Annotated in this window: 24 protein-coding genes; 11 read left to right on the top strand and 13 right to left on the bottom strand. The window is 36.3% G+C overall.

The window, feature by feature from the left end; translation table 11 throughout:
- Positions 1 to 3 precede the first annotated feature (3 nt).
- The 6 genes from FJR08_RS12695 to sipA all read right to left on the bottom strand — a co-directional run bounded on the left by FJR08_RS12695 (position 4) and on the right by sipA (position 6,333).
- Positions 4 to 1,368, bottom strand: coding sequence for a cobyrinate a,c-diamide synthase (locus FJR08_RS12695; RefSeq protein WP_168633401.1), 1,365 nt, complete (start codon positions 1,366 to 1,368; stop codon positions 4 to 6).
- Positions 1,369 to 1,442: 74 nt separating this feature from the next.
- A complete protein-coding gene (locus FJR08_RS12690) occupies positions 1,443 to 3,338 on the bottom strand; it encodes a CheR family methyltransferase (RefSeq protein WP_168633411.1) in 1,896 nt (631 codons plus the stop codon).
- Positions 3,339 to 3,650: 312 nt separating this feature from the next.
- Positions 3,651 to 4,241 carry a chemotaxis protein CheB gene (locus FJR08_RS12685; protein WP_254435749.1) on the bottom strand — a complete coding sequence of 197 codons (591 nt, stop codon included), beginning with the start codon at positions 4,239 to 4,241 and terminating at the stop codon, positions 3,651 to 3,653.
- A gap of 168 nt (positions 4,242 to 4,409) precedes the next feature.
- The gene (locus FJR08_RS12680; RefSeq protein WP_168633399.1) at positions 4,410 to 5,279 is read right to left on the bottom strand and encodes a polyphosphate kinase 2 family protein; all 870 of its coding nucleotides are present in this window, start codon (positions 5,277 to 5,279) and stop codon (positions 4,410 to 4,412) included.
- Positions 5,280 to 5,476: 197 nt separating this feature from the next.
- Positions 5,477 to 6,034 carry a peroxiredoxin gene (locus FJR08_RS12675; protein WP_168633398.1) on the bottom strand — a complete coding sequence of 186 codons (558 nt, stop codon included), beginning with the start codon at positions 6,032 to 6,034 and terminating at the stop codon, positions 5,477 to 5,479.
- 50 nt (positions 6,035 to 6,084) lie between these two features.
- Entirely contained in the window at positions 6,085 to 6,333 is a 249-nt protein-coding gene (sipA, locus tag FJR08_RS12670) for a regulatory protein SipA (protein WP_015080334.1), read from the bottom strand.
- Between the two features lie 493 nt (positions 6,334 to 6,826).
- Between sipA and FJR08_RS12665 the strand changes: the two genes are divergently transcribed.
- From FJR08_RS12665 to FJR08_RS12650, 4 genes are all read left to right on the top strand, one after another.
- Entirely contained in the window at positions 6,827 to 7,093 is a 267-nt protein-coding gene (locus tag FJR08_RS12665) for a hypothetical protein (protein WP_168633397.1), read from the top strand.
- Positions 7,080 to 8,102, top strand: a complete 1,023-nt coding sequence (locus FJR08_RS22985) for a DUF6334 family protein (RefSeq protein WP_174783084.1) — start codon at positions 7,080 to 7,082, stop codon at positions 8,100 to 8,102. Before FJR08_RS12665 ends, FJR08_RS22985 begins: the two co-directional genes overlap by 14 nt.
- Positions 8,065 to 8,436, top strand: coding sequence for a type II toxin-antitoxin system PemK/MazF family toxin (locus tag FJR08_RS12655; RefSeq protein ID WP_254435748.1), 372 nt, complete (start codon positions 8,065 to 8,067; stop codon positions 8,434 to 8,436). The genes FJR08_RS22985 and FJR08_RS12655 overlap by 38 nt, the downstream gene beginning before the upstream one ends.
- Before the next feature lie 74 nt (positions 8,437 to 8,510).
- Positions 8,511 to 9,611, top strand: a complete 1,101-nt coding sequence (locus FJR08_RS12650; RefSeq protein ID WP_168633395.1) for a serine/threonine-protein kinase — start codon at positions 8,511 to 8,513, stop codon at positions 9,609 to 9,611.
- Between the two features lie 9 nt (positions 9,612 to 9,620).
- Here FJR08_RS12650 and ctpC read toward each other — a convergent pair whose 3' ends face one another.
- From ctpC to FJR08_RS12630, 4 genes are all read right to left on the bottom strand, one after another.
- On the bottom strand, positions 9,621 to 10,904 hold the full coding sequence (gene ctpC, locus FJR08_RS12645) for a carboxyl-terminal processing protease CtpC (protein WP_015080332.1): 1,284 nt from the start codon (positions 10,902 to 10,904) through the stop codon (positions 9,621 to 9,623).
- Between the two features lie 233 nt (positions 10,905 to 11,137).
- The gene (locus FJR08_RS12640; protein ID WP_148765577.1) at positions 11,138 to 11,506 is read right to left on the bottom strand and encodes a DUF1818 family protein; all 369 of its coding nucleotides are present in this window, start codon (positions 11,504 to 11,506) and stop codon (positions 11,138 to 11,140) included.
- A 204-nt stretch (positions 11,507 to 11,710) separates the two neighbouring features.
- A complete protein-coding gene (locus FJR08_RS12635; RefSeq protein ID WP_168633409.1) occupies positions 11,711 to 12,811 on the bottom strand; it encodes a T3SS effector HopA1 family protein in 1,101 nt (366 codons plus the stop codon).
- A 61-nt stretch (positions 12,812 to 12,872) separates the two neighbouring features.
- Complete coding sequence (locus FJR08_RS12630) at positions 12,873 to 14,111, bottom strand: aminoglycoside phosphotransferase family protein (protein WP_148766099.1); 1,239 nt, start codon at positions 14,109 to 14,111, stop codon at positions 12,873 to 12,875.
- Between the two features lie 566 nt (positions 14,112 to 14,677).
- Here FJR08_RS12630 and FJR08_RS12625 point away from each other — a divergent pair.
- Positions 14,678 to 16,024, top strand: coding sequence for an ATP-binding protein (locus FJR08_RS12625; RefSeq protein WP_015080328.1), 1,347 nt, complete (start codon positions 14,678 to 14,680; stop codon positions 16,022 to 16,024).
- 70 nt (positions 16,025 to 16,094) lie between these two features.
- Positions 16,095 to 17,411 (top strand): tellurite resistance TerB C-terminal domain-containing protein, encoded by a 1,317-nt coding sequence (locus FJR08_RS12620; protein WP_168633394.1) that lies wholly within the window; start codon positions 16,095 to 16,097, stop codon positions 17,409 to 17,411.
- A gap of 101 nt (positions 17,412 to 17,512) precedes the next feature.
- On the opposite strand, the gene FJR08_RS12615 is transcribed toward FJR08_RS12620, so the two are convergent.
- Positions 17,513 to 17,860: a Rieske (2Fe-2S) protein gene (locus FJR08_RS12615; RefSeq protein WP_015080325.1), complete on the bottom strand. Its 348-nt coding sequence runs from the start codon at positions 17,858 to 17,860 to the stop codon at positions 17,513 to 17,515.
- Positions 17,861 to 17,912: 52 nt separating this feature from the next.
- On the opposite strand from FJR08_RS12615, the gene FJR08_RS12610 reads away from it, so the two are divergent.
- Positions 17,913 to 18,878 (top strand): bile acid:sodium symporter family protein, encoded by a 966-nt coding sequence (locus FJR08_RS12610; RefSeq protein WP_148766104.1) that lies wholly within the window; start codon positions 17,913 to 17,915, stop codon positions 18,876 to 18,878.
- A gap of 171 nt (positions 18,879 to 19,049) precedes the next feature.
- Here FJR08_RS12610 and FJR08_RS12605 read toward each other — a convergent pair whose 3' ends face one another.
- Positions 19,050 to 20,102 (bottom strand): tellurite resistance TerB family protein, encoded by a 1,053-nt coding sequence (locus FJR08_RS12605; protein WP_168633393.1) that lies wholly within the window; start codon positions 20,100 to 20,102, stop codon positions 19,050 to 19,052.
- A 35-nt stretch (positions 20,103 to 20,137) separates the two neighbouring features.
- Positions 20,138 to 20,542, bottom strand: a complete 405-nt coding sequence (locus FJR08_RS12600; protein ID WP_015080323.1) for a hypothetical protein — start codon at positions 20,540 to 20,542, stop codon at positions 20,138 to 20,140.
- A gap of 115 nt (positions 20,543 to 20,657) precedes the next feature.
- Here FJR08_RS12600 and FJR08_RS12595 point away from each other — a divergent pair, with 115 nt between their 5' ends.
- The 4 genes from FJR08_RS12595 (at position 20,658) to FJR08_RS12580 (ending at position 26,733) form a co-directional block, all read left to right on the top strand.
- A complete protein-coding gene (locus FJR08_RS12595; protein ID WP_168633392.1) occupies positions 20,658 to 22,145 on the top strand; it encodes a dolichyl-phosphate-mannose--protein mannosyltransferase in 1,488 nt (495 codons plus the stop codon).
- Positions 22,146 to 22,650: 505 nt separating this feature from the next.
- The gene (locus tag FJR08_RS12590; RefSeq protein ID WP_168633391.1) at positions 22,651 to 24,960 is read left to right on the top strand and encodes an ATP-binding protein; all 2,310 of its coding nucleotides are present in this window, start codon (positions 22,651 to 22,653) and stop codon (positions 24,958 to 24,960) included.
- Positions 24,905 to 25,345, top strand: a complete 441-nt coding sequence (locus FJR08_RS12585) for a response regulator (RefSeq protein ID WP_168633390.1) — start codon at positions 24,905 to 24,907, stop codon at positions 25,343 to 25,345. The genes FJR08_RS12590 and FJR08_RS12585 overlap by 56 nt, the downstream gene beginning before the upstream one ends.
- Positions 25,346 to 25,569: 224 nt before the next feature.
- Positions 25,570 to 26,733, top strand: a complete 1,164-nt coding sequence (locus tag FJR08_RS12580; RefSeq protein ID WP_168633389.1) for a hybrid sensor histidine kinase/response regulator — start codon at positions 25,570 to 25,572, stop codon at positions 26,731 to 26,733.

The following is a 26,733-nucleotide window of genomic DNA, read 5'->3' as shown; positions in this document are numbered from 1 at the left end:
TAACTAGGATTTTAAACATTCTTGAATAAATCTTTGAGGTATTTCTCTACTTTCTCCCCAATGTTGATGAATATAGGAAGCATGAACATTAGGTAAATACCAACCTTCAAAACCTGTATTTTCATCACAATCATAGCGATAGGTATTAAATAATGGTTGGGGAGAATTAGTGATTAAATGAGAACGATGAAATTCATGGCCAAAAATATGTTTATTGCTATCAAGTAAAAAAGTATTTTCTAAAATTACCGCGCGACGATATCCTAATGTTAATCTTTTATCCATTTGTGCATGAGTGGGTAATATTCCCACCATTGGCCAAGAGTTACCGTCAAAGTCAATAATTTGCTCACACAAATACATCAATCCTCCACATTCAGCAATTGTGGGTATTCCTGCTGAAATTGAATTTTTGACTGCTTGAATTAGGCTAATATTTGCAGCTAATTGTTGTGCGAATACTTCAGGAAACCCTCCACCAAAATACATTCCTTGGATATCTTTTGGTAATTGATCATCATTTAATGGACTCCAAAATACTAATTCTGCTCCTAATTCTTCTAGTAGATCTAAGTTATCTTGATAGTAAAAATTAAAGGCTTGATCTCGCGCTACAGCAATTTTTACTGAGGAATTGGTAATTGGTAATTGAGAATTGGGAATTGGGGAAGATGATGATTTTAAAAGTGGTAGAAGTTTGTCCCAATCAAAGTAAGTATCACCTATATCTGCTAAACTATTAATTATCTGATCTAATTCTGGTAGTTCTGAAGTGGGAATTAAACCCAGATGACGGTCAGGAATGGTAATGTTATCTTGTCTTCTTAAAACACCAAGTATGGGTAATTGTAAAGGTGCAAGGGAAGTTTTTAATAATGATAAATGTCGATCACTTCCCACCCGATTTAATACTAAACCAGCAACTTTAATTCTACTATCTAAAGAACAATAACCGTGTGCAATTGCCGCTACTGAACCCGATAAGCGACTACAATCTATGACTAAGATGATGGGGATATCTAATAATCTGGCAACGTGCGCTGTACTTGCAAAGTCTGTTTTTCCATTTGTATTTGCTAACTGACCAATACCATCAAATAAACCCATTACACCTTCAACTAAAGTATATTCACTTTGCGGAGAATGATGGTTAAAGCATTTTTGAATATAATTTTCTGAGGTTAGTACAGCATCTAAATTTCGACAAGGAAGACCAGTTACATATTGATGAAACATAGGATCAATATAATCGGGTCCGACTTTGAAAGATTGTACTTTCACACCACGACGACGTAAAGATGCTAATAGGGTAAGTGTAACTGTTGTTTTCCCGACTCCACTCCGTTCTCCAGCAATAATTATAGACATAGATCAACAATTAAAAATTCAAAATTAACAATTAAAAACTAAGATTATATATTCTAACTCCTGACCACTGACAATTATCCTTCCCGTTGTCTTTCTTCAATTTTTGTTGGAGAAATCATACTGTTGATTTTTTCAATATCTGTCATCATGATAATAACACCTTTTACTGTTTCATTCATTAGGGGACTACAGGCAATATAACATTGGATTTGTCTGCCGCGACGATTAGTGCCATTAAGGAGTATTTCCTGGAACTTCTTTTTACCGGACATAATATCACGAATTGGATTTCGCAATTTTTCTACAGGTAAACCAATATCCAAGCTAAACCAAGATTTATGAACTACTTCCTCACTGTGTAAACCCCACATATCTTCAACTGTATGATTCCAAATTAAAATATTCAAGTTATTATCTAAGACTACCATTCCCATTTGCAGACAGCCTAAAATAGAAGAAAGAAAAATATTACTTTGGTCAAGTTCACTGGTGCGATCGCTTAATTCATGATTAATTGTTTGTAACTCCTCATTAGCCGATTGCAGTTCTTCATTCATTGTCTCCATTTCTTGATTTGTTGATTGCAATTCTTCATTGGTTGTTTCTAATTCTTCATTGGTAGATTGTAATTCTTCATTGGTTGTTTCTAGCTCTTCATTAGTTGATTGCAATTCTTCATTGGTTGTTTCTAGTTCCTGTCGAGAAAGTTGTAATGCTGTCTGGAGTTTCAGATAACGGGTGACATCATTAAACGTAACTGTTACACCCAGAATAATTTGATTATTATCTTGTAAAGGAATAACCCGCACATCTAAATTTTGAATTTCTGAATTAGACTGATAACGTTCAACATTTGTGAGTATAATCGGATGACGTTCATTATATACTTGCTCAATTACTGAGCGTAATTCCACAGGTCTATAGGATAATTCTAAATCCTGAAAAGGGCGATTTAAATCCTTTATTGTCAGACCAAATAAATTACGAGCTTGTTCATTAATCATAATTAATATGCCATTATTATCTACTACAACTTGGGCGCTAGATGCTGTATCAAAAGCCAAATCTCTAATGCGTATTTCTTGAGACAAATCAGTAGTTGATTCTTGATTTTCTAAATTGTTCATAACTAGTTGACGACTGCGGAAGTTTCCTAAAGCTACTTTTTCAAATACACGGTCTTTTAAATCTATAGGGATAAATAAATTAGAGTGCATAACTAGCATTTCTGCTTTTCCTAAAAACAGATAGCCATGATCATTAAGAGCAAAATGAAAGCGATTGATAATCTTTCCTTGGGTTTCCGAATTAAAATACATTAAGGTATTGCGACAAATCAATAAATCTAACCGAGAAATCGGGGCATCTTGAAGTAAATCATGACGACCAAAAATTACACAACGACGCAAATCTTGGCGAAAAACATAATTTTTATTGACTATATCAAAATATTTATCGCGTAATTCTGACGGGACTTCATCAATATTTTTGCTTGAATAACTAGCTTGACGAGCTTGAACGAGAGATTCTTCATCTACATCTGTTGCGTAGATTTTTACCCGATTACGAAACTCTTCTATTCCCAATATTTCCGCTATTATTATTGCTAAAGTGTAAGCTTCTTGCCCAGAAGCACAACCAGCACTCCAAAATCGAATCTGTTGATCTGGTTGTTTATTTTTGATGATATTAGGAATAACTTCTTTAGCTAAATATTCCCACGCTGAAGCATCTCTAAAAAAAGCGGTGACGTTAATTAAAATAGTATTAAATAAATTTTTAAACTCATCTGGATGAACTTCTAAATAATCTTGATAATTGACAAAAGTATCTATATTTAAAGTCTCCATTTCTTTAGTAACACGGCGCATTAAAGTTGAACGTTTATAACCTGTGAAATCAAAGCCTCGGTTGATTCGCAAATATTCGAGGAGGTTTTCAAAATCAGGGTCTTTCTGTGGGACATTCATAAAATAAATCATGATTTTGCTAAGAGGTTGTTTGAAAAGTATTATATGAAACCCATAATCTCCAAAAACCTAACCCCCCTTCCCCCCTTCCCTACAAGGGAATGGGGGTTTTAAAGCCTCTCCCCTGGTAGGGGAGAGGTTTGGAGAGGGGTCTGTTTACACATTAAAAACTTTTAAAACATCCTCTAATAAATGAACTACGTTATAGAGATACAGAATCACCAGATCCCCCCAGATACTCGACTTCTCAAAGAAGTCGGGTATCTATGTTATTATAGTCAATTTTTTGTAATAAACTAAATTGGTAATAGATTACAAATCAGGATGAGGCATCACCAAAGTTAGCAAAGCTGAAGAAATTTCTGCTAAAGGGAGGATAAAATCTACATTCCCAGTCTTAATTGCTGCGGACGGCATTCCTGGAAATTCAGCACTTTTTTCATCTTGGGCAATTACCGTCCCACCCATTTTTTGAATTGCTTCTACTCCCATTGCCCCATCACTGCCAGTTCCTGTGAGGACAACAGCGATCGCTCTTTCTTTATAACTTCCAGCCAGAGATTCAAACAATAAATCTGCCGAAGGACGGAGAAAATGCACCATTTCCGACTGCGATAAAGAGGCTGTACCATCACTATTCACCAACAAATGATTATTAGGAGGAGCAATATAAACAGTCCCGGGTGTGAGTTTGTCTCCTTGTTTTGCCTGTACTACTTTCAGTAGAGTCCGACGACTGAGAATTTCTGCCATGAGAGATGGATGACGAGGATCTAAATGTTGAACAATCACAATTGCTGCTTTGAAATCTGCGGGTAAATGTGAAAGTACCTCAATTAACGCCGTCAACCCCCCAGCAGAAGCCGCTAAAGCCACAATATCAAAGTTAGGAAGATTTGGCATATTTATCTTGAAGATTATAGTTTCCCCCATCCTTAAAATATCAAAATTTTCAATTCATTCCCTGTATCCACAGACGTATAGAACTTTCCAAATAAGCATTTGGGGACAAAAATGTAGAGCCGAGAATCCCTACCCATGGAACGTCTCTACACAGGATCTTTTAATTCACTAATTTTCTGCTTCTAAAGTTTTTTTGGCTGCTAATAATTGCTGTTTATGTTCTTCACTCATTTGCGGATATTGCAAATTTAATTCCTGCAATTTTTGGCAAATAATATCTGCTACCACTAAGCGTGTAAACCATTTACGATCAGCAGGAACAATATACCAAGGTGCAAATTCTGTACTTGTATGGTTAAACACCTGCTCATAGGCATCCATATAATCATCCCAAAAAGCCCTTTCCCGAACATCACTAACAGAAAGTTTCCAATTTTTCTCCGGTGATTCAATCCGTTCTAAAAACCGTCTTTTTTGCACCGATTTTGAAACATTTAGAAAAAACTTGAGGACAATTACCCCATTATTGAACAAGTATTTTTCAAAATTATTAATTTCCTCAAATCGCTGTTTCCATATATGATTATCTTGAGGAAAATTGGGTAATTGTTGTTTTTTAAGAATTTCTGGATGGACACGGACTATGAGTAATTCTTCATAATATGAACGATTAAAAATGCCAATTCTTCCCCTTTCTGGCAAAGACTTCATTGAACGCCATAAATAATCATGATCTAGCTCTTCTTCACTCGGTGATTTAAAACTAAATACCTGACATCCTTGAGGATTAACGCCAGACATCACGTGTTTAATCGTACTATCTTTACCAGCAGCATCCATTGCTTGAAAAATAATCAATAAAGAATAGGTATTTTGAGCATAAAGAATATCTTGATATTTCGCTAATTGTAAAATACCTACCTTTAATTTTTTCACCGCATCACCTTTTTGGTGAAACTCACATTTATAACCTGGGTTATAGTCCTTTACCAAAGAAATTTGATCACCTGGTTTAACAATATAAGGATCATGATTCATAAAAAAATTAGCACTCCTATAAAATTCATAAATTCATCTGCGTTCATCTGCGTTTATCTGCGTTTAATTATTTTTGAAATCTTATTCTATGGAGCTTCATCTTAATTTAGTATAACCTCCTTCTCTCTGTGTTCTCTGTGCCTCTGTGGTTAGATAAAAAACCTTTTCACCGCAGAGAGACAGAGTGAAAACTTATTTTAAAAAACAGCAGATTGCAATTTTGTTAACTTTGCTAAAACTTCCGTACTGTGAATACTCGGATTAACTCCCACAAAAGTTGCTCTTAATATCCCTTGAGGATCAATAATAAAACTATGGCGCATAGAGACAACACCTATCCAAGAACCATAAGCTTTACTAACTTCACCCTTAGTATCAGCTAACAAAGGAAATTTTAACCCTTCTGAATCACAAAATTCTGCATGGGAATCAATATCATCAGCACTGATACCAATAATTTCAGTATTTTTCTCAATGTACTTAGGTAGATCTTGCTGAAACCGTCTTGCTTCAATAGTACAACCGGAGGTAAAATCTTTCGGGTAGAAATAGAGAACCACCCACTTACCCCGGAAATCAGCCAGGGAAACCTCACCATTCCCCGTATTAGTTGGTAAGGTAAATTCAGGTGCAGGTTGATCAATTGCCGGTAATATACCACCTAAAGCTTGAGCAGGAGGGGTAAAATTCAACCAACTGATAACAGCCAAGCAAGTGGCAAATAGAATGCTAATAAAAGTGCGGCGCGAAATCATAGTCTTCACCAGAAATATAACTTAATATAAGTTTACATTCTTGTTAGCCGCTATTCTGAATCTGACTGGTTTTCTAGTGGTTTTTCGATACTCTCAATGTATTGGCTATCTATAAGAAAAGCGCCTCTAGTCAAGCGTATACCCCAATAACCACCAGGGCGACGGTCAAGAACTATACCTTCCTCACCAACATAAATTACATCAGCAGGACGTAACATAGGCATTGGGTCAGCGGTTTTGACATAAGGTGGCAATGATACCACACGGACTTTACTACCAATTGGGAATTCTGACGACATTTTACAACAGTTTGTAATTTTGAATAACGGTAAATATCGATTTTATTTTACTCTTCTTCCTTTCCACCTATTTGTTAATAAATGTAAAGAACATATTCCACATCCAAAATGAAATGATATATTAAATCCATAGGACACCAAGTTAAGAAGAAACCAACTAAGAGAAAGGGCAATTGATCTAGTGTCCCCCGTCATTAGCCCCACAAGTACAGCATTATTGATCATAAAGTGGCAACTAGCCAAACTTTAGATAAGATGGCGAAGCCAAATCCCAGAGCGGAAAGACGTAGAGATGCTGTGTTTGCGTTTTAGAAAGTCCACCCTTAGTAACTTACAATCACTTACTTACTTTAATCATTTGAAACCTGCAAATTCACTAGAACCCGGTCAACCTTGATCGGGTTTTTAGATGTTTATACCTAGTTTTGATGGAAAAATGTTAAGATAAGGACTTAGATACTCAAATTATATAATTTAATCTCGCATTTACTCAATGGATGAACAGGGGGAAGTTCAACTCACACCTGGTGGACTGAAAAAACTTGGCAATCTTGTTAATATTAAAGATAACTTCATTGCTGATGCTATTCGTGAACGTGGTGGAGGACAAGGACAGGTTAGTCAATTACGCAGCGATTATCAGAATATTAGGGTGGCAGAGTTAGCTAATTTAGCTGCTAAGGGAGATACAGACGCGGAAACTGCTATTAAAATTCTTAAACAAGCCAGGAAAAAGCGTGATAAATATGGTAATCAATGAATTTCCTATTGGACAAACTCTACTAGGAGTATCAACTAATGAAGATCAAGAATTTGAAGGTGATGAACTTTGTCTTGATCAAGTTAAACTTTATTTTGAAGATACAGAACATAAGATTACATGGATAACTCTATCTCCTCTTGTTGATACTGATGAAATTGACGTAAAAATAGAAAAAAATACCAAAAAACCTACTAAAAAAAATCCCCATCCCCCTTTTCATGCTGATGGTAATATTGGTAATAATCAATTAGCGACTTCATTAATTCGGGGTAAAAGGTTGATGGCGGTCTGGATATGCGAGAATGATCAGGGCTATAAAGATCAGATAATTTTTGCTTTTGAATCTCTACATCCTCAGATTGCATTTGTAGCGGAAGGTTCTGTGATTAAAGCATTTCTTAATCAGCAAATATTGAAGGATAAAAAACTAGAAGAAGCACGAATAGAAGCAGTAGAAGCAGAAAGAAAATTTCAGTTCCAAATGCAGTTCCAAATGATGACAGAAGTAATTTTAGCTCAGATTAAAAATAATCCTGAATACATCAAATCTTTAACTCCTACAGTAATCGAATCTTGTACAGGTATTCCCGAAGATGAAATACAACCAGAACTAATTTTAAGGATTCAAGATAATCCTGAATTAATTAGGTCTTTAACTCCTGAAACAATCAAATCTTTTACAGGGATACCCAAAGATGAAAATAGTTTTCAAAGTGCAAAAGTTAAACCAGTTATCCAAAACCAGCAATCATCTCAACTTATGACTAACCCTGTTAGCAATGCAGTTATTGCAGTTGAAGAAAGCCACCAAACATTAGCAAATCCAATTAAAGAATTAGAAGAGAGAATTTTAAATCAAGAATCAAAAATTCTAGAAATAGAAGCTTTTACATCTAAAATGAAGCTTGCAGATAATGGTAATATATTAACAATGATGCAGCTTGCAGAAACTGGATTTCAGGAGTGGAATGACCCAGAAGAAGATATTTATAATGATGAAGCCTAAATCTTTAGAAATCTGGTTAGTCCGTTTCCCTTTTAGCGATTTAACTGCTACAAAATTAAGACCAGCCCTTATTTTATCAGTTCATCGAGAAGAATTTATTATATTGGGTATTTTTTCCAAAGTTCCCACTGATGATTTAAGTGAAAATTGGGTATTAATGTCAGAGACACACACTGACTTCATAAAAACAGGACTAAAAAAAACATCATTGATTAGGGCTGATAAAATTGCTACTGTCCATAATTCAGTTTTTCACAAAAGAATAGGAATTTTACCATCTGATCTATTTAATCAGGTGGAAGTAGCATTAAAAAAATCTCTTAACATTACTTAAAAATAAAATAAAAGTTAATAACCACGTTTTTACAAGCATAAGGCACAATAAAGACAAGTATCATTTATTTATTTATGAGTTATTGTCTTAATCCCCATTGTTCTCACCCAGAAAACACTGATGATGTTAAGTTTTGTCAAACCTGTGGGACGAAATTATTCCTAAAAGAACGTTACCGCGCTATTAAACCTATCGGACAAGGTGGTTTTGGTAGAACCTTTCTCGCTGTAGATGAGGATAAACCCTCAAAGCCACCCTGTGTAATTAAGCAATTTTTCCCCCAATCCCAAGGGACAAATACGGTACAAAAGGCAGTAGAATTATTTAATCAAGAGGCTGTTCAGTTGGATGAATTGGGACAACATTCCCAAATTCCTGCACTTTTGGCATATTGTAACCAAGATGACAGACAGTATTTAGTTCAGGAATTTATTAATGGACTAAATTTACACCAAGAATTAGAACAAAATGGGGCTTTCAATGAAACGCAGATTCGACAATTACTGCATGATTTATTGTCAGTGCTGCAATTTTGTCATGGTAAACGAGTTATACATCGAGACATTAAACCAGAAAATATCATTCGTCGCAATAGCGATCGCAAATTAGTTATAGTTGATTTTGGGGCAGCGAAATCCGCCACAGAAACAGCCCTAAACCGCACGGGAACCAGTATAGGTAGTCTCGAATATGTCGCCCCGGAACAAATGCGCGGGAAGGCACTTTTCGCCAGTGATATCTATAGTTTAGGGGTAACTTGTATTAATCTGTTAACAGAGCGATCGCCTTTTGACTCCTACGATACCCATAACGCAGCTTGGATATGGGGACAATATCTAAAAACTCCTGTGAGTCAAGAATTGAGCCGAATCATTGACAAAATGGTAGAAACCGTCCCCAGTCACCGCTACCAAACAGTTGATGAAGTGATCAAAGATTTGAATTTTCAACCATCATCTTTACCACCCAAACAAATAACTCCACCCACGTCTCAACCTCCCGCTGTGGTTAGAACTTCCACCCAAATCGAGAAAGAATTACAAGAACTAAAAACTCAATTTACAGGTGGTAAACCCCAACCACAAAACCCTAATTCTCAACCACAATCTCCTAGCAATAATCCCATAGATAAAGAATTAGAAGAATTAAAAGCCAGGTTTCTTGGTAATGGCTGAAGAAATCATTTAATTCTGCTGAATTGTATTGGTGTTTTGAGCCGATTTTTTACCTAACAATTCCACAGCCTTAGCAAATTGAGGATCTTCAAGAGTCGCTAATTTATCCCTTCCGCCTAACCATAACTTTTGACGTTGGGCATCAGTTAATTCTACCTTCACATCTGGATCAATACCGTGTTTATTAATATCTTTACCGCTAGGAGTATGATATTTAGCAATAGTTACAGCCAAACCAGCGCCAGATTTTAAAGGTTGTACAGACTGGACTAAACCTTTACCAAAAGTTTGATTTCCAACTAAAGTCGCTCGTTTATTATCTTGCAATGCCCCAGAAAGAATTTCACTAGCACTAGCTGACCCTTTATCTACTAATATCATCAAAGGTTTATCAGTTAAAGCCTTGCCATTGGCAACTTGTTTATCTTGTGTACCTTGGCGGTCAATAGTAAAGACAATCGTGCCTTTATTCATCCACATTTGAGCAATTTCTATACTCGCGTATAACAGCCCTCCAGGATTACCACGTAAATCTAAAACATATCCAGAAACCTTTTTAGCTTCTAAACTTTGAATAGCATTTTTCATTTCCTTGCTGGCATTAGCACTGAATTGATTCAAGCGAATATAGCCAAGATTCCCCGCTGGAGTTTTCTTTTCCGAAAAGCGGACAGGATGAATTTCAATGCGCGCTCGTTGAATATTAAATTCTTTTTTCTGACCATTCCGCAGAATTGTCAACCTCACCTTGCTGCCTGATTGTCCACGAATTAGGGATACTGCATCATTAGTATCCATACCTTTGGCGTTTTTACCATCAATTTCGAGAATAATATCTTTAGCTAAAATACCGGCTTTAAATGCTGGTGTATCTTCAATGGGAGCAATTACAACCAGTTGTTTAGTTTTTTCATCCTGACTGATAGTGATACCAATACCCGTAAGTTCACCAGAGGTATCAACTTGCATATTCTTGAATTCCTCTGGGTCCATAAACCGGGTGTAAGGATCTTCCAGCTTTTTCAGCATTTCCCGAATGGACTTATAGGCCGCTTTATCATCAGTATAGGACTTGCTTAAATATTCCTTGCGAACAGCTTGCCAATCTACCTGATTAAAAGTGCCATCTACATATCGGTAGTAAATATTTTGCCAAACTTCATCTACCAAATCCTTGTGACTATCTTTAAATGAAGCCTTACCAATTGAGTGAATACCCAGACCAGTAACGGCGATTGTAGAAAGCGTTACCACCGTAGCACTCAAAACCAGTTTACTTTTTGTAATTACCATAATGGCGGCTGTGTCAAAGGAAAAAATATATATCAAGTATGCCCAATCTAACACAGGGATTAGTAATTGGTAATTAGGAATTGGCCGTTGAACGTTGTTTACGGATAGAACTGGATTAATGAGCAATTAATAATTCCTAAAAGTAGAGAAAATCTCCTCAAAACGCACAACTTAATCCTAACTTCGCAAATATGCTATTATAAATTTACCAACTCGTGCCGATAGATCCGTACTCAGGCTGATGGCTTGAGCATTCTGATTGCTTGCAACAATTCTGACACGGCTGAAGCAACCCATTTACCTTCTGTCCCCCTTCCTGTATTGAGGATGAAGCGGAGATTGTAGGCACAAGGATAACCTTCCACCTCCATCCATAATAAATCGCTTTCGGCTTCACAGGCAATTTTTTCATCGTCCATCAACTCCGTACTTAGATGCTTCATCGTATCTGCAAGCTGATTAAAAAGGCGACAAAATTCGTTTAATTCTGCTTCCGTTAATTCTATCGCCCAATCTTCTGTACCGACTAATCCTGTAAATTCTGGTGCAACTGGATTCCAACCTATGCGCCAACCAATCCCACTTTTAATGACCCGTTCCATACCTATATAGTCACCAGACTTGCTATTATTTATTTTTATTGTGTTCACCTACTTAACGTCCTTTATCGCGTTCCCAGTCAAAAATTGCTTTTTCGATATACCATCTGTCTGTGTGTCCTGGATGTTTCCCGCGCAATTGGGAAATTATCCTTTCAGTAGTTGAGGTATCGCCACTGAGTTTAAGGGGACCTAGAAACCCCATCTTCAACGAAGTAAGATGGGGTAGTTCATAGGCTGATAAATATCCTCAGAACTAGGATTAAGATAAGGATGCTGCATATCAACTAAATTTTGGGCAAAGTGTTGATTAATAACTTCTATCCGTTCCTCCAGGGCATTTTTACCCTTTTGCCAAGATTCTAACAACGCATTGGCCACAATTTGACAACGATTCATCCCAAAACTTTCTTGAGGAGCAAATTTTTGATTTGGTTCTTCTGCTAACCCTAACCCCGGTGCTAAAAATTTAGTAAATAAGGGAATTTCTGGCTGAAAATAAGCTTGATGTTCTTGATAAATATCTTGAAGAATAGTCCGAATTGTCGGGTAATCTTGGCATTCAAAATGCAGCACTCCGGCATCATAACGCCCATAAGCTGCGGGATTATAAAGAACCTGAAAACTAAAGGCAATAGCCGCATTATTTAAGGCTTGGGTTAGGCTCTCCATAATAGCAATTGCCCCTGTTGACGTAAAATTAAAATAAATTCGTCCTCCTCCTAAATCAGCATTTTCTGCATTTTGGTTTTCTATTCCTATATTGCTAACTGCCACATAACAGCCATTTTGCAAGCGATTTTTAGGCATCCATATTGCTATTAATTCCCCCACTTTGGGCAACTTTTTCCGGGGTTGTAGATAACATTCTGGCTCAATATATAAGGTTAATCCGTCCTTAATCACAGCCATACTACCATCAGGTTCAATTCTCAAAATCTGCCAATTGGGTTCATAATGGCCTGTACCATGATTGCTATGATGTAGTTGTTCATAGAAATTTTCATCTACACCTAAACTATTATTTTCTAGGAAATTTACCTGAGATTGGCAATTATTATTATTTGCAGCTAAGACTGTTTGCAGTGAACCATTATAATAAATTCCATAGAGAAAATTTCTCAGCAGTATGTTCAAATACTTCTGTTTTAAAGAAGGTGGATTTTGTTGAAACCTATTTGCTATATTCGCGGGTAAAGCAAAAGGTTGATAATGGGGATGGTAAATACAAAAATTAGGTTTAATCTGGATATTACTGGCAATATCGCATAATGACTGGAAAATTTGATTGGGAGAATCATCAAACATTAACTTGTTTTGCACCTCAAATTTCAGGAAAATATATTTGTAAGTATCAGGAATAACATGACTAACAACCGCGCAGACGAGTTTTTTCGTAATAAAGACGGACTAATTGTTGTTCCTTTTGGGGTTGAGGAAGTTTTTGCAATGTGGGGACAGATTGGAAAATTTCTGCTGCGGAGATCCCAAAAATTGTCAATACTGATTGCTCGGGCATAGTCAACAGGCTTTTAGCAACTTCGAGCATACATAAGTTACTATTATCAAAGGATTTTTGGCATTCAATTCTATTTTGAATCTGTTGAATTAATGCTAAACCTGCAAACTTAATTACCCGCACAATGAAGTCTTGATGATATTCTAAAATCATGGGGAAAGCATCAAGATAAGCCCGGATTAAAGCCAGAATTGAAGGTTGTATTTCCTCTAGAGGAATCATGGCTAAACTTAAAGATTCTGCTAACTCTAATGTTGGATCTACTATTAAACTAGACAGCCAAATTCTTAAATAACTTGCTAATAGCGTTCCTAAATCAAAAGCTGGATCTCCCCAACTGCAAGCTTCCCAGTCAATCAATTTTATCAGGCAATTATCTAGCTGTTCCCATCGGGAATGAACTAAAATATTACTTAGATGTAAATCGTTGTGAGTTAAACAAGATGGTTTCCACTCATAAGCTAAATCAGCAATAGCGGATTCTAAACTTTCGTAACGCTGATAAAGCAGATGAAATTGTAGTGCTTCAGTGGGAATTGTCCCAAATGTGTCTGGATTTATTGATGGTATGCCTTGGGCGGGATTGTAAAAATTATAGCGAAACTGTCCTGCGGGCGCAGTGGACATAAAATCACGATACTCACGTTTATTAAACGTGGCTCGGTGTAATCCTGCTAACGTAGTACCAATCGCGCTGGCAATTTCTGTGGGAAAAATACTGCTGTGTTGATAAAATTTTCCTAACTCCACATATTCGCTTAAGTAGCTCCGCACCAGGATAGAATTTTCCGCATCAAAGTGGAGCAATGATGATGATATCGCGCCAATATTACCAATTACTGGAAATTGCTGTAATAACTGGTGAAATAGCGACTCATTAAAAAGTTCATGAGAACTTTGATCATTATTAATGTTCCGTTCCTGTTTAATCAGCAGTTGGCGATTATCTGCCAGTATGACCAGTAAATTTCGATTCTTCTTGGTATTTTCTGGCAATACAGATCTATATGCAGCGCCATCTTCCGCGCTACACAGTCCTGCATTGAGCAGATACTGGATAACATTTTGAGAAGATAGTGATGATAACATGAATTATTTCCTAATGATTTTAATGGCTAAAGAATTACCGCAGTCAATATTGAGGTGGCTGTAGCAGTTCTTAGTTAATGGTAAAAAATTTACGAAACATTGCTACTATCTACTAATATCCCATTTGTGTCAGAAAGACCTGCCAAAATGGCAATATTAGCTATTTTTTTACTTTCAAATCTACGGAAGAAACTATAAGATCTTGACAATATCTGTAGTATAGCCTTGCACCTTGAATAAAACATTACTGCTTCCAAATTAATTGGTAGTAGATATCCAGCGACAACAACGGTTACTTACAGTCGTCAGTGATCCATATTCTCTGTATATATGTTAGTAATTTATCCTGATTATAATCAGTATTGATTTACTTTCATCCCCAATCCTCTCTACTTTAATATATAAATGGCTACACTTGTATTCCTGTAGGTATAAGTTTTATGTAACTTTTCACGGGTGTTATAATTTACTCTTCCTTCATCAAATCAGCTAAGATAAAAATGCCATAGTCAAAAGTCACTATTATACTTAAACTCATAGTGAGAGATAATTTACTCAGTTGATTGATGGATCATCTAGCAATGCTTACGGCAAATACTACATCTTATTCGGCAGTTCAATTTCTACAACGCCAGGCCGCGTCCCTTTTACTGTACCAATCTGTCCTAGAAAGCGACGTAGGCAGAGCGTTTCTGAATTTATTACAAACCATCCGTTACACTGATGGAGATGGGCGGGATTGCCTCCTGGCTTACGGTAGTTATTTCCAAGCTTTAGCCAGTAGTCATCAAACCTGGGAAGAATATCTGATTCAGCAAATTCTCACTGCGGATAATCCTTTGAGTAAATTGGCACAACAGCAGGAATTTAGGCAATTACCCTCAGCTTTAGTAGTCGCTGGACAACATGACTTGCAAATACTACAAAGTTTATATGAATGTAACAGTGCAGTTTTAAGCGAGTGGGTACAAATGGCAACTCATTTACCTATTTCCCCTGTGGTTTGGTATCGAGAACCGGAAGCAGTGGGGACAGAAATGGGTTTAATCGCATCTATTCCTGAGTTAGAGAATTGGGGTGATGCTGTGGCAGATTTAGCCGCTTATTATCGGCAACATGGAACTGGTTTATTTGCTAAATATGCGGCTTTTCGTTGGCAAAATGGGCAGTTAGTGGGTATTGCTGATGCTGATTCGGTGAAACTGTCTACATTGGTGGGTTATGAGTGGCAAAAAGATGCTTTAGTGAAAAACACAGAGTTTTTATTATCAGGAGAAACTGCGTTGCACGTATTACTTTATGGTAGTCGTGGTTCGGGTAAGTCTTCTTTAGTTAAAGCTTTATTAAATGAATATAGTCATAGAAACCTGCGCTTAATAGAAGTTTCTAAGTCAGAATTGCCAGATTTACCGAAAATTGTCGAATTGTTGCGAGGTGTTCCCCAGAAATTTATTATTTTTGTTGATGATCTTTCCTTTGAAGAAGATGATGATAGTTTTAAAGCAATGAAAGTAGTTTTGGAAGGAAATTTAACTGCTAGACCAAAAAACGTAGTTGTATATGCTACTTCTAACCGTCGCCATTTAATCCGGGAATATTTTACTGATAGACCTGCTCCCAAGGATAACAATGAAGTTCATGGTTGGGATACAATGCAAGAAAAGTTATCTTTTAGCGATCGCTTTGGTTTAACATTAACTTTTACAGCCGCAGATCAAAAAACCTATTTACAAATTGTCCAACATTTAGCCGCAAACATCAATATTTCTGCCGAAGATTTAGAATTTGAGGCTTTACAATGGGCAACTCGGCATAATGGTCGTTCTGGCAGAACCGCAAGGCAGTTTATTGACTTTTTAAACTCAGATTTAGCTGTGTTTGGTGAAACTAAAAATCTTCCTATAGACTCATGACAAAAGTCACTTATCATGTAATATGAACCTAATTATAACTGTATATTTACCAATGAAAATGTGAGGAATAATGACGTTAATTACTAATAATACTAACAACTTGAGTACCATAAAACCTCGTAAAGTCCAATCAACAATATTTAATTATCAAGTTGTCTTAGGCATAGCCGCTTTTAGTATCAGTTTTGGTTTAAGCCTCGTCCCCAGTTGGGATTTCCCTAAAGCCTTTCTCACTGGGATAATTACGGTTTTGGCTACCTATGCAGCCGCATTTCTTGTTGATAAACGACGCAGAAATGATGAACTGAGGATGATTGGTTCTCTTCAGAGACGCATTCGGGATATAGAAGGATTGAAATCCCGCATTGTTAGAGAAATACAGCAATTAGAAGAATATAGAAATTTATTGTATACAGAAACTCAGCAACTAGAAAACCAAATTGGAGATTGTCGAAGTCAAAGGGATAGTTTACATCGAGACATAGGGACATTTGCTGCTCAGAAAAAGCAAATTGAAGCCGAAGTATGTAATCTTAAAAATGAATTTGTCCATTTAGAAAATAGTAATATAGAACTGAATAATAGCTGCAATAATCTGATCACAGAAAAGCGGAGATTAGAAATAAATTGTCATGCTTCTCGTGCCGAACTTAACCAAATTCAACCTCAAATTGATATATTAAAACAGGAAAGACAAGAACTAGGAAATGATGTAATTTTGCTGGAAAGACTCAAGCCACAACTAGAAGAAAAGCTTTATGAACTAAGAATAGAAGTTCAAACTCAAGAACTGAAAATTGCTAAACAAGATGATTTAATAGTACAGACAAGTACAACTAAATATCATCTTGAAACTATTCTCAATTCTTTACAAAATAAGACATTAGAACAAAAATCTGAAGTTAATCAACTGCAAAATCAAATTTCTGTCTTACAAGACGAACGGGATTTATTGCAAAATCAAGTTTGGGAATTACTGCAACAAGTGGAAACTATTAATCCCCAAACATTTCCCGATAATGAAGAAGATAATTTAGATTTATTTCCTTTTGAGGAATTATTAGAACCATTAGATTCCATAAATGGCAAACATGATCACACAGGAACTTTACCAACGGAATGGGATACTTTTTTAAACCATCTCCCCGCTTATGAAATTCAAGTTTTGAAAGCTATCCTTGAGCAAGATAACCCCAGAGCTACTATTAAACAAATTGCTGAAGCTAATATTACTATGCCCAATCTCTTGATTGATGCTATTAATGAAATTGCGAGTAATACTATTGGTGAGTTAATTATTGCAACCAATACCGAAGTTCCCGAAATTGTTGAAGAACATTTATTAAATGTGAAAACAATGATTACTAAATATTCAGAAATTAGTTAATTTTTAGCAAGAAAATTTTAGGGGTTTAGCATTGTGCTTTACCCCTATAGATGAGTTATGGCATCTTAGTCCCTGGGTGCAGGATCTGTTACCCTAGATACTTATACATCAATCAAAATGTTGCCTGCTTCCACTTTCAGAGGATAGGTTGGTAAGGTTTTTTCTGAGGAAACCATTGACAGTAATTTACCAACTACGGGTGGGAAGGGACACCAAGTTTTGACTTCACCATTACCCAAATCAAATGCACTGCGGTGGAAGGGACAAACTATCGCCCCATCTTCGATTTTTCCTTTTTTCAAAGACATTTTTAAGTGAGGGCAAGTATCATCTACAGCATAAAGCTGATTTTCGTGGTTTAAGAGTAGGATTTTGCGATCACCCACTTTGACTACTTCCCGCGCACCAGCAGCCAGTGCGTTAGCAGCTAAAACTTGAGTCCAAGCCATGAGATTCTCCTAATTTTAAAGACCTATTCTTAGTTTCTCGCAATTGTGTCCTATGCGATCGCTAATCATAAGTTACCAGTTTGCAGATGTTCCACCATTGAGTCTGATATTATCTTTTTGTATTATTCATCCAAAATTGATTATGGAAGCAAGCTTATTGACTAAAGTTATGTTACCAATAGCTTTGGCTATCATTATGCTGGGAATGGGTTTATCTCTTGCACCCGAAGATTTCCAACGGGTAAGGAAATATCCGAAAGCCGTCTCAATTGGCTTAATCAGTCAGTTAATTTTTTTACCTATTATTGGTTTTGTCATTACTAAAGTTGTCCCCATGCAACCGACAATGGCAATGGGGTTAATGATAGTGGCACTTTGCCCAGGTGGAGCATCCTCAAATATATTTACATTCCTCGCTCAAGGTGATGTTGCACTTTCAGTCACACTGACTGCTTTTAGTAGTGTGATTACAGTATTTACAATTCCGATGTTAGGAAACCTTGCATACCAGCACTACATTGGCGAAACTGCGGCGATTACCCTACCGATTGGGGCAACAATAGGACAAATTTTTCTGATGACGCTTTTGCCTATCGGATTGGGAATGGGAATGGGGCAGCTATTTCCCGAAATTGCCCGTCGTTTGGAAAAACTGACTAACCGCCTCGCAGTTGGTTTGCTGGCGCTAATTATACTCATGCTCATCATTCGTGAGTGGAACAGTATCCCCGAATTTATTCTCCAAGTTGGAGTTGCGGTTGTGCTGTTAAATGTGATCTCAATCTTGGCGGGATTTTATATTAGCAAGGTGTTTAAACTCAATCCTCCTCAACAAATCTGCATTGCCATCGAGGTTGGTATTCAGAATGGCACATTAGCGATCGCAATTACGGCTGGACTACTCAACAATCCTGATATGGCAGTACCGGCTGCGGTTTACAGTTTGTTTATGTATGTAACCGGCTTTATTGCTATTAGTTACGGTAAAAAATTGGCTACAACCAACTCTATTCATTGAACATTTTCAAAATTACTAAACCAATCAATTTTGTAGGGGCAAATCCCCTGTGGTTGCCCCAAATACCGGGATAGGCACGGAGGCGCTACCCCTACATTAAATCCAAATATTTTATAACCAAAGCCATTAGGGGCGCAGGACCTACGCCCAAAATAGGGTTATCCCTTAGATTTAGGCAAACTCAATCGTACGCACAAAATCTAAAATAGCTTTTTTCATTTTTTTCGCTTCTGCTTTCATAGAACCAGGTACTTCACCATTTAAAAAGCTGCGTTGACTACTAACTATATACAAACATTCATTATTGACAAAGGACAATAATCCTCTATAGGCATCTAATCTCATCCCATTGCCATTAGTTTCATGCTTGGATATAGTTGAACCTTGAGGCATATTTACTAATACATAGTAATAACTTTCTAAAGTATCTTGCCAATATTCTTTATGTTTCACTTCCGCCGTAGGAACATGAGAAATAATTGCTTGAGGCACATATTTATCTACCAAAACTTCATGCAGATATACTTCATTTTCTTGGGATTCTAGATCACCAATTTGTTCTAGAGAGAGAGGATAATAATCAATTCTGAGTAAAGTACCAGTATCGTCCGAAAAACTTACCATTCCTTCCTCTGTTTGCAGTTTTCCTCCCTGTTCAACATTTAAAGGAATAGGAACTATAAAGTTACCCAAAGGTGATTGATAAAATTGTTCACCAGCTTCATTAAAAATGACTGCTTCATATTCTTCTTCGAGATATTCTTCCTCATCTCCAGCTTCTACTGAGTCAATTATCTCTTTGATAATTTCTTCTGCTTCTTCATCGTCCAATTCTAAAGCTATTTGTAGTTGTTTCAGAAAAACTTTTTTATTTGCTGGAATAATTAAATTTTCCGCATCTAAAAGCATAATCACTCCAGCCGCAAAACCATCTAAAACTGCCTCATCAGAAATCCCCGCACTGGCAGCATTAAATAAAGAACCTAATCCAGCCTCTCCGGCAATTTCTATGAGTCTGTCCACCGTTTCTAGCATTTCTTCTTCTGAGTATTCATCAAATATCTCAAACTCCCAGAGAATATCAGCTAAACTTTCTGCATCTATGTCTTCACTGCCAGAATCAACTATGGTGGTAATCACCGCAATTGCCGCTACGGCTTCTTGTTCATTCAATGATTCTTTGATCGGCTCTTTCGATTTGAAAATATAATCATACTTTGTCATAACTTCTATCTCCTCAATTAATTTGTTGTTTGCACTTAATTACTAGGTTGAGAAATCCGGGTTTCAATATCTTCTAGTGTCCGTAATAATAGACGATTTGCCTGTAATTGCCAACCCCATTTTTGAATTCTAAAAGCCGCTACAGTCCCCCCGATAGCTGCTAATAAGCCCATGGGTTGATTTAGGGAAATCCCCAATAATAAACCCAAACCAGCAATTCCCCAAAATGGCAAGGCCACCGTCTGTCTTTGCTCCTCCACAACTTCTGCAATTTTACCAGATGGCATTGTAGCTAATAATGTCGCTTTTAGTTGCCTCTGTTCCGCTAATGGTACTGATAAACTAATCTTGCGGCGGAGTTTTTCCATTTTGCGGGCATCAGTGCTATACTCCGTAAGTTCATCTTCTGCCATTTTTAGCAGTCGTTCTAATTGTGACATAGTAGATTAAGTTTTTTGACTGTATTAGAGCTATTATTCTATATTTGTGGACAACAAGATCCCCGACTTTTTAGAGAGGTCGGGGACCTAACTCGAAAAACACCTCAAGAACATCATGAAAAAAACTTGGTTTCGATTAGGCATAATAGGCATATTTCTACTTTCCTTGAGTTTACGTTTTTGGGGAATCAGCCGATTTAATACTTTAGTATTTGATGAAGTTTATTTTGCCAAATTTGGTAACAACTATCTTACTCATACACCATTTTTTAATGCTCATCCACCATTAAGCCAATATTTGATCGGGTTGGGGATTTGGATTAGTAAATACATTCCCCTTGGTCGAGATACTGTAAATAGTCTCACAGATTCTTTATTATCTCCTTGGAATTATCGGTGGGTAAATGCGCTAACTGGTTCATTAATTCCCGTAGTTATAACTTTATTAACTTATCAATTTAGTTATCGTCATCGGTTTGCTTTATTGGCAGGATTTTTTACAGCTTGTGATGGCTTATTTTTAGTAGAATCTCGTTATGCTTTAAGTAATGTCTATATAGTTATCTTTGGTTTACTCGGACAATGGTTATTATTATTAGCATTAGAAAAGCAAAAACGGTGGTTTTGGTTAATTCTCTCTGGAATCAGTTTTGGTGCTTGTATTGGCACAAAATGGAATGGTTTATGGTTTTTAACTGGTGCTTATGGTGTATGGATAGCAGCTTGGATAATTCGCTGGTTGCAATCATTTGATCATACATCTCGCGTGCCATTATTTTCTTATTTACACTTTTTTAATCACCCTAATAATTCCCCAACTGATACCATAAAATTACCCTTGCAAAATCTGACAAAAATAAATATTTGGCAGATGTTTTCCTATTTAGGAATTATTCCGGCAGTTATTTATAGTCTGATTTGGATTCCTCATCTCCAACTTGATAAAAGATATGGATTTATTGAAGTTCATAAACAAATTTTACACTTTCATCTCCAATTAGGTGGAAATAGTCCTAGCGTTCATCCTTATTGCGCTGCATGGTATAAATGGCCATTGTTAACTCGACCAATGGCTTATTATTATCAAACTGCTCAAAGTACCAAGAATTCCTTACCTGTCTTTGGACCGCCCTTACCTGATGGTGCTGGTAAAGTAATTTATGATGTTCATGCTATGGGGAATCCTTTTTTATGGTGGTTTGGTTTAGCTGCAATGATCTTTTTAATTGGTATGGTAATCATCACAATTACGATGCCGATAATTGAAAAAAAGCGGTTATTTATCCCGAAAAATCTCACCATTGATACTTGGATTGGCTTATTTTTAGTCATAAATTATGGAGCTAATCTCCTCCCTTGGGTGGAGGTAACAAGGTGTACTTTCATCTATCATTATATGTCTGCGGTTGTATTTACATTCATAGCGATCGCTTGGTTTGTTGATCAATGTCTACTTAGTTATTATCGGCAAATTCGGGCAGTAGGTGTGACTATAACTTTTATCATTGTCGCTGCCTTTATTTTCTGGATGCCTATTTATCTAGGTTTACCCATGTCTCCTGATGGTTATAGAATGCGGATGTGGTTTAGTTCCTGGATTTAGTTAAAAGTAGGAATAGTGAAAGATTGAACGCAGATAAACGCAGATAAACGCAGATAAATTAATAGACATCTCCGAAAATGAATGTAGAGACGTTCTATAGAACGTCTCTACAAGGGTTTCAAACCACGCACATTTAATTACCGGAGATGCCTAATGAATTAATGGCATTGCTGACTTGAAGTATGAAATTAGAGCGAAACACAATTCATACCTTCATTATGCAAAGACGAATTAATTTCATGATTTTGTGCAGCCACACATAAAATTGAAATTTCTTAATATATGTACACAAAGACTGTGGCTTTGATTATCTTCTCTTTTACATTTCTTATCTATATATTAGGTAACAGATATTTAAATTGTGTGAAAATAGTGGGTGAGGGCAACTAGGACTATGGGCTTTGCCACTATCAAGGCTACTAAATCAATGGTGATTTTTAGAGGTGTGAGGAGTTTAGATTAAACCTACAGGTTTTATGCTCCAAAATTATAGGGAAAGGGTTTTATGGATATCAATGTCAAGCAGCAGCATATTAATATCACCAGCTTAAAAGAAGCAGCGATACATCTAACTAGTGAAATTCAACCTCATGGAATTTTATTAGTCTTACAAGAGCCAGATTTACAAATATTACAAGTTAGTCAAAATACTTTCAGCACTTTTGGCATATCGCCAGAAGATATCGTGCAACAGGAATTAGAAGATTTACTAGATCCTTACCAAATCCAGAAAATCAAATTTTGGTTGTCAGAAGAAAATCTGGATTTTATTAATCCTACAAAAATTTGGATTAAGAAACAAGGGGATGAATATACAATATTTGATGCCACTTTCTATCGTAATTCTGAAGGATTTTTAATCTTAGAACTAGAACCTACAGCATCTCAAGAAAATATTCCTTTCTTGAGTTTTTATCATTTAGCTAAATCCTCAATTAATCGCTTAGAAAAAAGTAAAAGTCTCCGTGATTTCAGTCAAATAATTGTGCAAGAAATCCGCAAAATAACCGGATTTGACAGAGTGATGTTATATAAATTTAGTGATGATGGACATGGTTCTGTGATTGCTGAAGAAAAAATAGCTACTTTAGAGTCTTATTTAGGATTACATTATCCAGAATCAGATATTCCTCAGCCAGCACGACAATTATTTCTAGAAAATTCTATTAGAGTTATTCCCGATACAAACGTTCAATTATCAGCCGAACTTTTTCCTAAAATTAACCCAGTTAGCGGTAAACCAATTGATTTAACTAATTCAATTCTCAGAAGTCCTGCACCCTGTCATCTAGAATATTTACATAATATGGGCGTGGCTGCATCTTTGACAATTTCCTTAATTAAAGATCACAAACTTTGGGGTTTAATTGCTTGTCATCATCAATCACCTAAATACGTTTCCTATGAATTACGGAAAGCCTGTGAATTTTTAGGAAGAATCATATTTTCAGAAATTTCTGGAAAGGAAGAAACAGAAGACTACGACTATCAAATAAGTTTAAAACAAGTTCAATCACTATTGGTTGAATATATGTCTCAAAAAGAGAACTTTATTGATGGTTTAGTCAAAAATCAAATAAATCTGCTCAATTTAACTAATGCTGAAGGTGCAGCAATCTATTTTGCTGGAAAGTATACTCTGATTGGGAATACTCCTCAAGAGGAAGAACTGAATTTTTTAGGAGAATGGCTGAGAAATAATGTCAAAGATGAGGTATTTTCCACAAATTCCTTACCTAGTATTTATCCAGACGCGATCAGCTTTAAAAATGTCGCTAGTGGTTTATTAGCTATTCCCATTTCCAAGCAAAATTATGTATTATGGTTTCGACCAGAAGTCATTCAAACTGTAAATTGGGGTGGAAATCCCCATCAGGCTTTTTCAGTTGATCAATCTGAAGGAAATGTCCGTTTGTGTCCCCGTAAATCATTTGACTTATGGAAAGAAATAGTGCAGTTAACATCTTTACCCTGGCAAAATGTAGAAATCAAAGCTGCATTGGAGTTGCGAAAATCAATCATCAATATTGTCTTACGTCAAGCTGATGAATTAGCCCAATTAGCTGAAGATCTACAACGTTCTAATGCAGAATTGAAAAAATTTGCCTATGTCGCTTCCCATGATTTGCAAGAACCACTCAATCAAGTAGGTAATTATGTACAACTTTTAGAAATGCGCTATGAATCAGAACTAGACGCAGATGCAAAAGAGTTTATTGGTTATGTTGTCGAAGGTGTAAGTTTGATGCAGAACTTAATTGATGATGTACTCGCATATTCCAAAGTAGATACATTAGGAATTGCTTTTCAAGTTACCGAAGTAGAAACAGCTTTAAATCGGACTTTGAAGAATTTACGTCAACGCATTGGGGAAACCGGCGCAATTATTACCCATGATCCTTTACCCACAGTTATGGCTGATGAAACACAATTAATTCAGCTATTTTTGAACCTCATTGGTAACGCTATCAAATTCCGCAGCAGTCAACTACCAAAGATTCATATTAGTGCGAAAAGATTGGAGGATGAATGGTTATTTTCAGTTCAAGATAATGGAATTGGTTTAGATCCACAATTTAGCGATCGCATTTTTATTATCTTCCAACGTTTACACACTAGAGACGAATATCCAGGTACAGGAATGGGTTTGGCTATTTGTAAAAAAATCATCGAATGTCATCGGGGACGAATCTGGGTAGAGTCCCAACTCGGTCAGGGTACAACTTTCTACTTTACCATTCCCGTCAGAGGTTGTGATCATGAGCATCGAAATGACAGGAACACACAAAATTATCTTTTTAGTGGAGGACAATAAAGCTGATGTTCGTCTCATTCAAGAAGCCTTAAAAACCAGTTCATTACCTCATCAAGTGGTCACAGTTAGGGATGGTGTAGAAGCTATGAATTACCTCCATCAAGAAGGAGAATATGCTAATGCACAACGACCTGATTTAATTTTATTAGATTTGAATTTACCCAGAAAAGATGGGAGAGAGGTATTAGCAGAAATTAAATCTGATCCTCAACTAAAACGCATTCCCGTCGTCATTTTGACAACTTCAAAAAATCAAGATGACATTTTTCATAGTTACGACTTACACGCTAACTGCTACATTACAAAACCTCGTAATCTGAGTCAGCTATTCCAAATCATCCAGAGTATTGAAGACTTTTGGTTTTCTACCGCGACCTTACCATGAGAATAACAAGAAAAATACTCAATGTCCAGGGCTATTTCGTTCTAAACATAATCCACCCAGAACTAAAGTATGGCTTACGCGACGCTTCGCTATCAGGGCTAATAACTCAAGTCCGTTAAAACGGACTACAAACTTTCTTTTAGTCGTCTTTAGACGACTTTTGCTATTAGACTCAGAATTCATTCTGAGACGGGCTGAAAACTTGCAAGAGGTAAAACCAGGAAATGATTACCGCAACTTCCACATTAAAAATCCTATTAATTGAAGATAACTTAGCAGAAGCCAGGTTATTACAAGAGTTTATTAAACTCACAAAATCTCAAAATTTTAGTTTAGTTCACGTCCAAAAACTCCAAGACGGAATCAACCAATTAAACAGCGAAAAATATGATGTAATTTTGTTAGATCTAACCCTTCCTGACAGTCAAGGATTAGCTTCCATACCCCAGTTACTCAAGCAAAATCCTAGCAACCCTATCATAGTTTTGACTAACACCAATGATGAAGAATTAGCCATTGAAGCAGTCAGACAAGGAGCGCAAGATTATCTAGTCAAAAGACACGTAAATCCAGATACATTGGTGCGTTCTGTACGATATGCTATAGAACGTAAACAATTTTTAGAACAATTAAATCAAATTAATCAAACATTAGAAACTCAAGTGGAAGAAAAAACTGCGGAACTTTTGAAATCCCAAGAAATTAATCAGCTTAAATCTGAATTTGTTTCCATACTTTCCCATGATATTCGTAACCCTTTAAATACCATTCTTCTCGCAGCGGGATTACTACAAAGGCATAATCAAGGACAGAAAAATGATGAAGAAATCAATCATTTACAACTGATTCGCTCTGCTATCAAAAATGTATCAAATCTATTAGATGAAGCTTCATTAATTGGTAAATCTGATTCAGGTAAATTATTCTACGAACCACATATACTCGACTTAGAAAAATTATGCTATGAATTAGTACAACAATCTCAATTATTTGCCCAAGAAAAACAGTTGAATTTAATTTTTACCAGTTCCGAAAACTGTTTTGAATTCCTGGGAGATGAAACCCTATTAAAGCATATTGTCAGTAATTTACTCAATAATGCCATTAAATATTCACCTCCCGATAGTACAGTCCTATTTGAATTAATCAAACAAGAAAAAACCGTAATTTTAAAATTTCAAGATCAGGGAATTGGGATGACAGAAACCGATCAAAAACAACTATTTCAACCATTTCACAGAGGAGAAAATGTGGGAATCATTCCTGGTAGTGGTTTAGGATTAACAATCGTCAAACAGTGCATTATAGCCCACAGAGGAGAAATTACAGTTAATAGTCAAGTGGGAGTAGGTTCAACATTTACCGTGACTTTGCCGATCACAAAATAG

The sequence above is a fragment of the Dolichospermum sp. UHCC 0260 genome, assembly GCF_009711985.1.
Classification (GTDB): Bacteria; Cyanobacteriota; Cyanobacteriia; order Cyanobacteriales; family Nostocaceae; genus Dolichospermum; species Dolichospermum lemmermannii.
Note: the sequence above shows the minus strand (reverse complement) of the source record. Positions and strands in the feature narration are given on the sequence as shown.

Coding starts and splice junctions, on each gene's coding strand:
- FJR08_RS12690 (WP_168633411.1), bottom strand. CDS start 3,338: ATGAATGTCCCACAGAAAGACCCTGATTTTGAAAACCTCCTCGAATAT.
- FJR08_RS12650 (WP_168633395.1), top strand. CDS start 8,511: ATGAGTTATTGTCTTAATCCCCATTGTTCTCACCCAGAAAACACTGAT.
- FJR08_RS12640 (WP_148765577.1), bottom strand. CDS start 11,506: ATGGAACGGGTCATTAAAAGTGGGATTGGTTGGCGCATAGGTTGGAAT.
- FJR08_RS12585 (WP_168633390.1), top strand. CDS start 24,905: ATGAGCATCGAAATGACAGGAACACACAAAATTATCTTTTTAGTGGAG.
- FJR08_RS12590 (WP_168633391.1), top strand. CDS start 22,651: ATGGATATCAATGTCAAGCAGCAGCATATTAATATCACCAGCTTAAAA.
- FJR08_RS12685 (WP_254435749.1), bottom strand. CDS start 4,241: ATGCCAAATCTTCCTAACTTTGATATTGTGGCTTTAGCGGCTTCTGCT.
- FJR08_RS12655 (WP_254435748.1), top strand. CDS start 8,065: ATGACCCAGAAGAAGATATTTATAATGATGAAGCCTAAATCTTTAGAA.
- FJR08_RS12595 (WP_168633392.1), top strand. CDS start 20,658: ATGAAAAAAACTTGGTTTCGATTAGGCATAATAGGCATATTTCTACTT.
- FJR08_RS12635 (WP_168633409.1), bottom strand. CDS start 12,811: ATGTTTGATGATTCTCCCAATCAAATTTTCCAGTCATTATGCGATATT.
- FJR08_RS12615 (WP_015080325.1), bottom strand. CDS start 17,860: ATGGCTTGGACTCAAGTTTTAGCTGCTAACGCACTGGCTGCTGGTGCG.
- FJR08_RS12620 (WP_168633394.1), top strand. CDS start 16,095: ATGACGTTAATTACTAATAATACTAACAACTTGAGTACCATAAAACCT.
- FJR08_RS12605 (WP_168633393.1), bottom strand. CDS start 20,102: ATGACAAAGTATGATTATATTTTCAAATCGAAAGAGCCGATCAAAGAA.
- FJR08_RS12675 (WP_168633398.1), bottom strand. CDS start 6,034: ATGATTTCGCGCCGCACTTTTATTAGCATTCTATTTGCCACTTGCTTG.
- FJR08_RS22985 (WP_174783084.1), top strand. CDS start 7,080: ATGGTAATCAATGAATTTCCTATTGGACAAACTCTACTAGGAGTATCA.
- FJR08_RS12630 (WP_148766099.1), bottom strand. CDS start 14,111: ATGTTATCATCACTATCTTCTCAAAATGTTATCCAGTATCTGCTCAAT.
- FJR08_RS12625 (WP_015080328.1), top strand. CDS start 14,678: ATGGATCATCTAGCAATGCTTACGGCAAATACTACATCTTATTCGGCA.
- FJR08_RS12580 (WP_168633389.1), top strand. CDS start 25,570: ATGATTACCGCAACTTCCACATTAAAAATCCTATTAATTGAAGATAAC.
- FJR08_RS12680 (WP_168633399.1), bottom strand. CDS start 5,279: ATGAATCATGATCCTTATATTGTTAAACCAGGTGATCAAATTTCTTTG.
- FJR08_RS12600 (WP_015080323.1), bottom strand. CDS start 20,542: ATGTCACAATTAGAACGACTGCTAAAAATGGCAGAAGATGAACTTACG.
- FJR08_RS12665 (WP_168633397.1), top strand. CDS start 6,827: ATGGATGAACAGGGGGAAGTTCAACTCACACCTGGTGGACTGAAAAAA.
- FJR08_RS12695 (WP_168633401.1), bottom strand. CDS start 1,368: ATGTCTATAATTATTGCTGGAGAACGGAGTGGAGTCGGGAAAACAACA.
- sipA (WP_015080334.1), bottom strand. CDS start 6,333: ATGTCGTCAGAATTCCCAATTGGTAGTAAAGTCCGTGTGGTATCATTG.
- ctpC (WP_015080332.1), bottom strand. CDS start 10,904: ATGGTAATTACAAAAAGTAAACTGGTTTTGAGTGCTACGGTGGTAACG.
- FJR08_RS12610 (WP_148766104.1), top strand. CDS start 17,913: ATGCGATCGCTAATCATAAGTTACCAGTTTGCAGATGTTCCACCATTG.